General features: G+C 71.7%; 8 protein-coding genes and 1 pseudogene. 5 read left to right on the top strand and 4 right to left on the bottom strand.

From position 1 onward, the window contains the following. The 3 genes from AOK22_RS37705 to AOK22_RS37715 form a co-directional block, all read right to left on the bottom strand. Positions 1-895, bottom strand: an 895-nt coding sequence (locus tag AOK22_RS37705) for a S1C family serine protease (RefSeq protein WP_055703161.1), incomplete at its 3' end; no start/stop codon positions are given. Positions 896-1,061: 166 nt separating this feature from the next. Beyond that, positions 1,062-1,769, bottom strand: a complete 708-nt coding sequence (locus AOK22_RS37710) for a class I SAM-dependent methyltransferase (RefSeq protein ID WP_055703162.1) — start codon at positions 1,767-1,769, stop codon at positions 1,062-1,064. A 74-nt stretch (positions 1,770-1,843) separates the two neighbouring features. Then, positions 1,844-2,470: a DUF3043 domain-containing protein gene (locus AOK22_RS37715; RefSeq protein ID WP_079037093.1), complete on the bottom strand. Its 627-nt coding sequence runs from the start codon at positions 2,468-2,470 to the stop codon at positions 1,844-1,846. Between the two features lie 290 nt (positions 2,471-2,760). Here AOK22_RS37715 and AOK22_RS37720 point away from each other — a divergent pair, with 290 nt between their 5' ends. The 5 genes from AOK22_RS37720 (at position 2,761) to AOK22_RS37740 (ending at position 9,353) form a co-directional block, all read left to right on the top strand. Further along, positions 2,761-3,552, top strand: a complete 792-nt coding sequence (locus tag AOK22_RS37720; RefSeq protein WP_055703164.1) for a PspA/IM30 family protein — start codon at positions 2,761-2,763, stop codon at positions 3,550-3,552. Positions 3,553-3,575: 23 nt separating this feature from the next. Continuing rightward, positions 3,576-3,854 carry a PspA-associated protein PspAA gene (gene pspAA / locus AOK22_RS37725; protein ID WP_055703165.1) on the top strand — a complete coding sequence of 93 codons (279 nt, stop codon included), beginning with the start codon at positions 3,576-3,578 and terminating at the stop codon, positions 3,852-3,854. 238 nt (positions 3,855-4,092) lie between these two features. After that, positions 4,093-5,334: a sensor histidine kinase gene (locus AOK22_RS37730; protein WP_055703166.1), complete on the top strand. Its 1,242-nt coding sequence runs from the start codon at positions 4,093-4,095 to the stop codon at positions 5,332-5,334. Then, on the top strand, positions 5,331-6,011 hold the full coding sequence (locus tag AOK22_RS37735; protein ID WP_055703167.1) for a response regulator: 681 nt from the start codon (positions 5,331-5,333) through the stop codon (positions 6,009-6,011). Before AOK22_RS37730 ends, AOK22_RS37735 begins: the two co-directional genes overlap by 4 nt. A gap of 186 nt (positions 6,012-6,197) precedes the next feature. Further along, positions 6,198-9,353: an efflux RND transporter permease subunit gene (locus AOK22_RS37740; protein ID WP_055703168.1), complete on the top strand. Its 3,156-nt coding sequence runs from the start codon at positions 6,198-6,200 to the stop codon at positions 9,351-9,353. Between the two features lie 57 nt (positions 9,354-9,410). Here AOK22_RS37740 and AOK22_RS37745 read toward each other — a convergent pair. Continuing rightward, positions 9,411-9,918: pseudogene (locus AOK22_RS37745) on the bottom strand (multidrug effflux MFS transporter); the annotation flags it as partial.

Raw genomic sequence — 9,918 nt, forward strand, 5'->3', positions numbered from 1 at the left:
GCCCCGCGCCGGCCGCCGCGCCGTCCTTCCGCGCCTCGACGACGGCCACGCCCGCGGGCCGGTAGTCGTCGCCGAGCACGGTCCGGCCGGTGATGTCGAGCGCCGCGCGGCCCGAGTCCGTGACCCTGCCGTCCTTGATGATCTGGTCGGCGACCGTCTTCACCATCGAGGACGGGATGGCGAAGCCGATGCCGGGGGCCGCGCCGTCGCCCATGCCGGGGTCCGTCGCGGCGAGCGTGGGGATGCCGATGACCTGCCCGTCGAGGTCGACGAGCGCGCCGCCGCTGTTGCCCGGGTTGATCGCCGCCGAGGTCTGCAGCATGTTGCCGATGGTGGCCCCGGTGCCGCCGCCGGAACGGCCCTCGCTGACGGTGCGCCCGGTGGCCGAGACGATGCCCTGGGTGACGCTGGACGACAGGCCGAGCGGCGAGCCCATCGCCAGCACGATCTGCCCGACCTCGGCCTTGGCGGAGTCGCCGAACGCGGCGGCCTTCAGCCCGCTCGGCACCTCGCTCAGCTTGATGACGGCGAGGTCCTGCTCGGGGTAGGCGGCGACCAGCTCGGCGGTCAGCGCCTGCTCGCCGGTGGCGGTGGTGACCTTGAAGCGCTTCTCGTCGCCCACGACGTGGGCGTTGGTGACGATGTGCCCCTTGTCGTCGTAGACGACGCCGGAGCCGAGGCCGTCGGCGGCGTCGATCTGGACGACGGACGGCAGGACGTCCTTGATCACCTTCTGGTAGTCGTCCTGAAGGTCGTTCGCGGCGGCGGGCGCGGCCTGCGTGGTGGACCGGGTGGCGTCACCGGACCCGGAGGAGGAGCACCCGCCGACGAGGGCGACGGCGGTGAGCGCGGCGGCGAGCGGGACGGAGGCGGCACGGACACGGGGCTTGGACATGTCCCGAGTGTGCTTTTCGTCCGTTGCCGCCGCCCGTGCTGTGGGGCAACCGGGTGGGTGCGGGGGCCGTGCCGGGCGCCGGGCCCGCGCCCCCGTACCCCGTATGGATGTCGTCAGCCGGCACCCCGTACGGAAGCCTTCCGGCCCGTACCCCGTACGGATGCCGTCAGGCCCGCACCCCGCACAGGTGCAGCAGCGCGGCCACCTGTCGGTAGGGGTCGGTGCGGCCCGCCCGCTCCTCGGCGTTCAGCAGGGCCTCCAGCTCCCACTCCGGAGGTATGGCCGGGTCGTCGCCCACGGTGTCCGTGAAGACCCGCACCCCGTACCAGGCCTGGAGCGGGGCCGCGATCCCCGCCAGCGTGGCGGTCAGCGCGTCGAGCCGGTCGGCGCGGGCGTCGATCCCGAGCCGGTTGCGGTACGCGACGGAGTCGAAGGCGGCGAGCGCCCCCGGCCAGTCCCCGGCGAGGCCGGGCCGCATGGCGAGCGCGTCGGCGTTGCGCACGAGGAGCGAGAGCAGCCCGCCGGGCGCCAGCATCCGCGCCAGCCCCGCGAGGAGCGCGTCCGGCTCCTCGACGTACATGAGGACGCCGTGGCAGAGCACCACGTCGAAGCTGCCGGGCAGGAAGTGCACCCCGGTCTGGTGTCCGTCGCCCTCGACGATCCGCACCCGCCCCCGGATGCCCTCGGGCTCGTCGGCGAGCGCCGCCCGCGCGGCGGCGATCATGTCGGGGTCCTGCTCGACGCCCGTCACCTTGTGCCCGGCACGGGCGAGCCGCAGGGCCTGCGTGCCCTGCCCCATGCCGACGTCGAGCACGCGCAGCCGCTGGCCCACGGGGTAGCGGCCCGCTATCTGTTCGTCGAGCTGGCGGGCCACCAGCTCCTGCCGTACGGCGTTGCGCAGGCCGCCGAGCTTCGCGAGCCAGGCACCTGCCCCGCCGGAGAATCCGCTCAGGGCCGCTCTCCGCGCTTGACCTGCGGCTTCGGGAGGCGCAGCCGACGCATCTGGAGGGTGCGCATCAGGGCGTACGCGACGGCGCCCTTCTTGTTCTCGCTCGGGAAGCGCTCGTTCAGGCGCTTCTTCAGGCGGAACGCGGTGGCGACCGAGTCGACGATGATCATGACGATCACGAAGAGCCAGAGCAGCAGCGCGATGTTCTGCAGCTGGGGCACGCGGACCATGCTCAGGACGAGGATGATCACCGCGAGCGGCAGGAAGAACTCGGCGATGCAGAAGCGCGAGTCCACGAAGTCGCGCGCGAACTTACGCACGGGACCCTTGTCGCGGGCGGGCAGGTACCGCTCGTCGCCGCTGGCCAGCGCCTCGCGCTGCTTGGCCATCTGGGCACGGCGCTCGTCGCGCTGCCGCTTCGCGGCCTCCTTGCGCGTCGTCGGCGTGTTCGTCACGCTGCGGCGCTGCGACTGGGCCATGGCGCGCTTGGGGGTGGGGCGGCCCTTGGGGGCCTGCGGGTCACGGGGCTGCTTGGAGTCGGTCACCGGGGCCTGGGCGGCCGGGGCCTTCTCGTCCTTGGATCGGCTACGGAACACAAAACCCAAGGGTACGGGGTGCCGGGGCATGGACCCCAGGGGAGTGGGGAACGATCCGGCAACACCGGGCGTCTTGATTTACGTGTCCAAGGGGACGTAGCAGGCGGTAAGCGGCCGGTGCGGGGACGGGTCCCCGGGCCTCTCGGGGTCGGTCACAGGGGTGCACCTACTCCTTACGCCGGAGCACCGCCGGACGCAGTCGTCCTTGGGGATGAGCGCATCCGCACGCGAACAGTGCGGTAATGGATGCAGGGCCCGTACTGTGGGTTCTGAGCAGTACCTGGAGCTGGAAGTCCGTCAGAAGGGGGCGCGCGAAGCCCATGAGCGGTGTCATGAAGCGTATGGGGATGATCTTCCGCGCGAAGGCGAACAAGGCCCTTGACCGGGCCGAGGACCCGCGCGAGACCCTCGATTACTCGTACCAGAAGCAGCTGGAGCTGCTGCAGAAGGTGCGCCGCGGCGTCGCCGACGTGGCGACGTCCCGCAAGCGCCTCGAGCTGCAGCTGAGCCAGCTCCAGAAGCAGTCCTCGACCCTGGAGGACCAGGGCCGCAAGGCGCTGGCGCTCGGCCGCGAGGACCTGGCGCGCGAGGCGCTCTCCCGCCGCGCCGCGCTCCAGCAGCAGGTGACGGACCTGGAGACGCAGCACCAGACGCTCCAGGGCGAGGAGGAGAAGCTCACCCTCGCGGCGCAGCGCCTCCAGGCCAAGGTCGACGCCTTCCGTACGAAGAAGGAGACCATCAAGGCCACCTACACCGCGGCCCAGGCGCAGACCCGCATCGGGGAGGCCTTCTCGGGCATCTCCGAGGAGATGGGCGACGTGGGCATGGCGATCCAGCGTGCCGAGGACAAGACCGCGCAGCTCCAGGCGCGGGCCGGCGCGATCGACGAACTGCTCGCCTCCGGTGCCCTCGACGACTCCTCGGGCCTCGCCAAGGACGACATCCAGTCCGAGCTCGACCGCCTCTCCGGTGGTACAGATGTAGAGCTGGAACTGCAGCGCATGAAGGCCGAGCTGGCCGGGGGCAGCACCCCGAAGCAGGCCATCGAGCCCGGCCAGGGCGCGCCGCAGGCCCAGCAGCCGCAGGACACCCCGCGGTTCGACAAGCAGTAGGCCCTACGTCCGAGGAGGACGACGTGATCGTACGGATCATGGGGGAGGGGCAGGTGAAGCTGGCCGACGGCCACTTCGCCGAGCTGAACAAGCTGGACGACGAACTCCTGGAGGAGATGGAGTCCGGTGACGAGGCGGGCTTCCGCCGCACGCTCCACGCGCTCCTGGACAAGGTCCGGGAGCTCGGCACCCCCCTCCCGGACGACGCCCTGGAACCCTCAGAACTCATCCTCCCCGCCCCGGACGCCTCCCTGGACGAAGTCCGCCAGATGCTGAGCGACGACGGCCTGATCCCCGGCTGACGCCCCCCGGGCCCCGCAAGGGGCGCGGGGAACGGCGCGAGCAACCACATCGGGCCCGCGGCCAAAGGCGAACCGGTCGGGCCCCGCAAGGGGCGCGGGGAACGGCGCGAGCAACCACACAGAGCCCGCGCCAAGGAACAGAACCAAGCCCCCACCCCCCAGGCCCCCGCGCCGGCGGGGACGCCCGAGCCCCGGAGATCCGGTCCAGGCGGCCGCCCAGGCCCCGTACCGTTGAGCGGTGACCACACTCCTGCGAGGCCGCGGCTGGGCCAGAACACACCCGCTGGCGGTCGACGCGGCACTCGCCTGCGCCGTCCTCGTCTGCATGGTCGTCGGCTCCTTCGCCGAGCCCTACGGAGAGCACGGCCCCACCTGGGGCACCCGCACCCCCGACGCCCCGAGCCTCCTCCTGATGGCCCTCGGTGCCCTCGCCCTCGTCTTCCGGCGCCGCGCCCCCTGGACCGTCCTCGCCGCCACCTGCGCCGCCGCCCTCGTCGAACTGCTCACCGGCGAACCCCGCGCCCCCGTCGTGATGTGCGCGGTCATCGCGCTGTTCACCGTCGCCGCGAGAACCGACCGCTCCACGACCTGGCGGATCGGCCTCGTCACCATGACCGGCCTCACCGGCGTCGCGATGCTCTCGGGCCCCCTGCCCTGGTACGCCCAGGAGAACCTCGGCATCTTCGCCTGGACCGGCATGGCCGCCGCCGCGGGCGACGCGGTCCGCAGCCGCCGCGCCTTCGTCGACGCCATCAGGGAGCGCGCCGAGCGGGCCGAGCGGACCCGCGAGGAGGAGGCCCGGCGCCGCGTCGCCGAGGAACGGCTGCGCATCGCCCGCGACCTGCACGACGTCGTCGCCCACCACATCGCCCTGGTCAACGTGCAGGCCGGCGTCGCCGCCCACGTCATGGACAAGCGGCCCGACCAGGCCAAGGAAGCCCTCTCGCACGTACGCGACGCGAGCCGCTCCGCGCTCAACGAACTCCGCGCCACCGTCGGCCTGTTGCGCCAGACCGGCGACCCCGAGGCCCCCACCGAACCGGCACCGGGACTGCACCGCCTCGACGAACTCCTCGACACCTTCCGCAACGCCGGCCTGCCCGTGGAGGTCGCGCTCGGCCAGATCGGCCTCGACCTGCCGGCCGCCGCCGACCTCGCGGCGTTCCGGATCATCCAGGAGGCCCTCACCAATGTGCAGAAGCACGCAGGACCGGACGCCAAGGCCGAGGTGAGCGTGGTCCGCGTGGGCCCGAACGTGGAGGTCACCGTCATCGACGACGGCCCCGGCAAGGGCAAGGGCGACGGCAGGCGCGACGAGGCGACCGGCGAGAAGGCCGACGGCGGCGGGCACGGCCTCATCGGCATGCGGGAGCGCGTCACCGCCCTCGGCGGCAGCTGCTCCGCCGGGCCCCGCTACGGCGGCGGCTTCCGCGTCCATGCGATCCTGCCCGTGATCACGGCCAAGGGAGGGACCGCGTGACGATCCGCGTACTGCTCGCCGACGACCAGGCGTTGCTGCGCAGCGCGTTCAAGGTGCTCGTCGACTCCGAACCCGACATGGAGGTGGTCGGCGAGGCGTCCGACGGCGCGGAGGCGGTCGCGCTCGCCAGAGCGGAGCGGGCCGACGTGGTCCTGATGGACATCCGCATGCCCGGCACCGACGGCCTCGCCGCCACCCGCATGATCAGCGCCGACCCGGCCCTGTCCCACGTCCGCGTGGTGATGCTGACGACCTTCGAGGTCGACGAGTACGTGGTGCAGTCCCTGCGCGCGGGCGCCTCCGGCTTCCTCGGCAAGGGCGCGGAACCCGACGAACTGCTCGGCGCCATCCGCATCGCGGCGGCGGGCGAGGCGCTGCTCTCCCCGGTGGCCACCAAGGGCCTGATCGCCAAGTTCCTCGCGCAGGGCGAGGGTTCGGACGGGGACGCCCCGGTGCGCGGCGAGCGGCTCGACGCGCTCACCGGCCGCGAGCGCGAGGTCCTCGTCCAGGTCGCGGGCGGCCACTCGAACGACGAGATCGCCGAGCGCCTCGAGGTCAGCCCGCTCACGGTGAAGACCCATGTGAACCGCGCGATGGCGAAGCTCGGCGCGCGGGACCGGGCCCAACTCGTCGTCATTGCGTACGAATCGGGCCTGGTCCGTCCAAGGGTGGAGTGACGCGAGGGGTGGGCGTACTGCGCCCGCAGTACGCGGGGGACAAGAAGGGGTCCTGGGAGTGAGGCATCGGGCGATGCCGATGGCTGATGGTGTGAGGGGCGAAAATCCGCATGCCTCGGGCACCGCGCCCGGCCCTGCCCGGCTCTGTCCGCCCCCCTGCCGCGTACGCCACAGAGAGAGACCCCCATGTCCTGGCTGTCCAGATTCAGCCTTGCCCAACGGGCACTTGTAGGGCTGATGTCGATCATCGCGATCGTCTTCGGCGCGATCGCGATTCCGCAGCTCAAGCAGCAGCTGCTGCCCTCCATCGAACTGCCGATGGTGTCCGTGCTCGCCCCGTACCAGGGGGCGTCTCCCGATGTGGTCGAGAAGCAGGTCGTCGAACCGCTCGAGAACAACATCGACGCGGTCGACGGCATCACCGGCATCACCTCCACGGCGAGCGAGGGCAACGCCGTGATCATGGCCCAGTTCGACTACGGCAACGGCTCCAAGCAGCTCGTCGCCGACGTCCAGCAGGCCGTGAACCGCGCCCGCGCCCAGCTCCCCGACGACGTCGACCCGCAGGTCATCGCGGGCTCCACGGACGACATCCCGACGGTCGTCCTGTCCGTCACCTCCGACAAGGACCAGCAGGCCCTCGCCGACCAGCTCGACCGCACCGTCGTGCCGTCCCTCAAGGACATCGACGGCGTCGGTCAGGTCACCGTGGACGGCGTGCGCGACCTCCAGGTCGACGTCACCCCGGACGACGGCAAGCTGGCGAAGGCGGGCCTGACCCCCGGTGCGATCGGCAAGGCGCTCCAGGCGGGCGGCGCCACGCTGCCGGCCGGCTCCTTCGACGAGGACGGCAAGAACCGCACCGTCCAGGTCGGCGGCGGCTTCACCTCCCTCCAGCAGATCCAGGACCTGCGGGTCACGCCCGAGGCCACGCCCGGCGAGCAGCCCGGCAAGCCGGTGCGCCTCGGCGACGTCGCCACGGTGAAGCAGGAGCAGGCGGACGCCACGTCCATCACGCGCACCAACGGCGAGCCCAGCCTCGCCGTCGCCGTCACGATGGACCACGACGGCAGCGCCGTCGCCATCTCCGACGCGGTCAAGGACAAGCTCCCCGACCTGCGCAAGGACCTGGGCGCCGGCTCCGACATCACGATCGCGAGCGACCAGGGCCCGGCCGTCTCCAAGTCCATCGAGGGTCTCACCACCGAGGGCGCGCTCGGTCTGGTCTTCGCGGTCCTGGTGATCCTGGTCTTCCTCGCGTCGATCCGCTCGACGCTGGTCACCGCGGTCTCCATCCCGCTCTCGGTCGTCCTGGCCCTGATCGTGCTGTGGACCCGCGACCTCTCCCTCAACATGCTCACGCTCGGCGCGCTGACCATCGCGATCGGCCGTGTCGTCGACGACTCGATCGTCGTCCTGGAGAACATCAAGCGCCACCTCGGCTACGGCGAGGAGCGCGAGCAGGCGATCATCAAGGCCGTCAAGGAGGTCGCCGGCGCGGTGACGTCCTCGACCCTGACGACCGTCGCGGTGTTCCTGCCCATCGGTCTGGTCGGCGGCATGGTGGGCGAGCTGTTCGGCTCGTTCTCGCTGACGGTCACGGCCGCGCTGCTCGCCTCCCTGCTCGTCTCACTGACGGTCGTGCCGGTCCTCTCGTACTGGTTCCTGCGTCCCCCCAAGGCGATCCGGGGCGTCGACCCGGAGGAGGCGCGCCGCAAGGCGGAGGAGAAGGAGAACCGCAGCAGGCTCCAGCGGCTCTACGTCCCCGTCCTGCGCTTCGCCACGCGCCGTCGGCTCACCAGCCTCGGCATCGCGATCGTGATCCTGGTCGGCACGTTCGGCATGGCCCCCCTGCTGAAGACCAACTTCTTCGACCAGGGCGAGCAGGAAGTCCTGAGCATCAAGCAGGAGCTGAAGCCCGGCACCAGCCTGGCGGCGTCCAACGCCTCGGCGAAGAAGATCGAGAAGATGCTCTCCGGCCTCGACGAGATCAAGGACTACCAGGTCACGGTCGGCTCGTCCGGTTTCCTGGCCGCCTTCGGCGGGTCCACGGACACCAACCAGGCCTCGTACACGCTGACCCTCAAGGACAAGGCGTCGTACGAGAAGACGCAGGACCTGGTCGAGAAGAAGCTCGCCGAGCTCTCCGGCATCGGCCAGACCAAGGTGTCGGCCGGCGACGGCTTCGGCAGCCAGGACCTGAGCGTCGTGGTCAAGGCCGCCGACGGCGACGTGCTCCGCACGGCGTCCGAGAAGGTACGCGACGAGGTCGCCAAGCTCGACGACGTCACCGACGTCCAGAGCGACCTCTCGCAGAGCGTCCCGCGGATCTCGGTCAAGGCCAACGCCAAGGCGGCCGGGGCCGGCTTCGACGAGTCCTCCCTCGGCGCGGTCGTCGCCCAGGCGGTGCGCGGCACCACCAGCGGCAAGGCGACCCTGGACGACACCGAGCGCGACGTCGTGGTCAAGTCGGCGAAGCCCGCGAAGACCCTCGACGAGCTGAAGAAGCTGCCGCTCGGCCCGAACGTGAAGCTCGGTGACATCGCCGAGGTCAAGCTGGTCGACGGCCCGGTCTCGATGACCCGGATCGACGGCGCGCGCGCCGCGACGATCACGGCGAAGCCGACCGGCGACAACACGGGCGCGGTGAGCGCGGACCTCACCAAGAAGCTGGACGCGCTGAAGCTGCCGGACGGCGCCACGGCGTCCATCGGCGGTGTCTCCGAGGACCAGGACGAGGCGTTCGGTTCGCTGGGCCTCGCGATGCTCGCGGCGATCGCGATCGTCTTCATGCTCCTGGTCGCGACCTTCCGGTCGCTGGTCCAGCCGCTGATCCTGCTCGTCTCGATCCCGTTCGCGGCGACGGGCGCGATCGGCCTGCTGATCGCCACGGGCACCCCGATGGGCGTCCCGGCGATGATCGGCATGCTGATGCTCATCGGCATCGTGGTCACCAACGCGATCGTGCTGATCGACCTGATCAACCAGTACCGCGCCCAGGGTTACGGCACGGTCGAGGCGGTCATCGAGGGCGGTCGCCACCGACTGCGCCCGATCCTCATGACGGCCCTGGCGACGATCTTCGCGCTGCTTCCGATGGCCCTGGGCATCACGGGCGAGGGCGGCTTCATCGCCCAGCCGCTCGCGGTGGTCGTGATCGGCGGCCTGATCACCTCGACGCTCCTCACCCTCCTCCTCGTCCCGACGCTCTACGCGATGGTGGAACTCCGCAAGGAGCGCCGGGCGAAGAAGAAGGCGGCGAAGCGGGCGAAGAAGGCGGGAGTCCCGCCGCAGTCCTCGGACGACGCCGACTCGGACGACCCGGAGCCGGCGAAGGTCTAGCCGGTGAAGGCGTAGCCGTCCCGGTGCCGAGCAGCCAGAGGTGAGGCGCCGACGGCCTCACCCGACGGGGTGCCCCTCGACCAGAGGGGCACCCCGTCCGCGTACGCCCACCCGAGCCGCCGCCAGGGCGACCCCACTGCACAGAGCCATCCCCAGGAACAACGGCAGAGCCGTGTGCTCCCCACCGAGCCCCACCAGCGGAGCGACCACCGCGCCGACCGCACTCTGCGCCGTGCCCAGCAGCGCGGACCCCATCCCGGACGCCCCGGGAACCCGCGCCAGCGCCAGCGCGGCCGAGTTGGCGACCACGAGCCCGAATCCCCCGCACACCACGGCCAGCAGCGGCAGGCACACGAAGACGGTCAGCAGCCCCGCCCCCGTGAGCGCGAGCAGCGCGCTGGACCCCACGAGCATCGCCGTCAGCCCGCCCCGCAGCAGCGCCTCGGGAGCGATCCGCCCCACCAGGCGGGCCCCCACCGCGCTGGAGAGCGTCGCGACCACCGCCCCGCCCGACAAGGCGACGGCGGACGTCCCGACCCCCAGCCCCAGCACGTTCCGCAGCAGG

The sequence above is a fragment of the Streptomyces silaceus genome, assembly GCF_001419745.1.
GTDB lineage: Bacteria > Actinomycetota > Actinomycetes > Streptomycetales > Streptomycetaceae > Streptomyces > Streptomyces silaceus.

What these genes read in the sequence shown, in the direction of transcription:
- AOK22_RS37715 (WP_079037093.1), bottom strand. Translation starts at nt 2,470, where the DNA reads ATGCCCCGGCACCCCGTACCCTTGGGTTTTGTGTTCCGTAGCCGATCC.
- AOK22_RS37720 (WP_055703164.1), top strand. Translation starts at nt 2,761, where the DNA reads ATGAGCGGTGTCATGAAGCGTATGGGGATGATCTTCCGCGCGAAGGCG.
- AOK22_RS37740 (WP_055703168.1), top strand. Translation starts at nt 6,198, where the DNA reads ATGTCCTGGCTGTCCAGATTCAGCCTTGCCCAACGGGCACTTGTAGGG.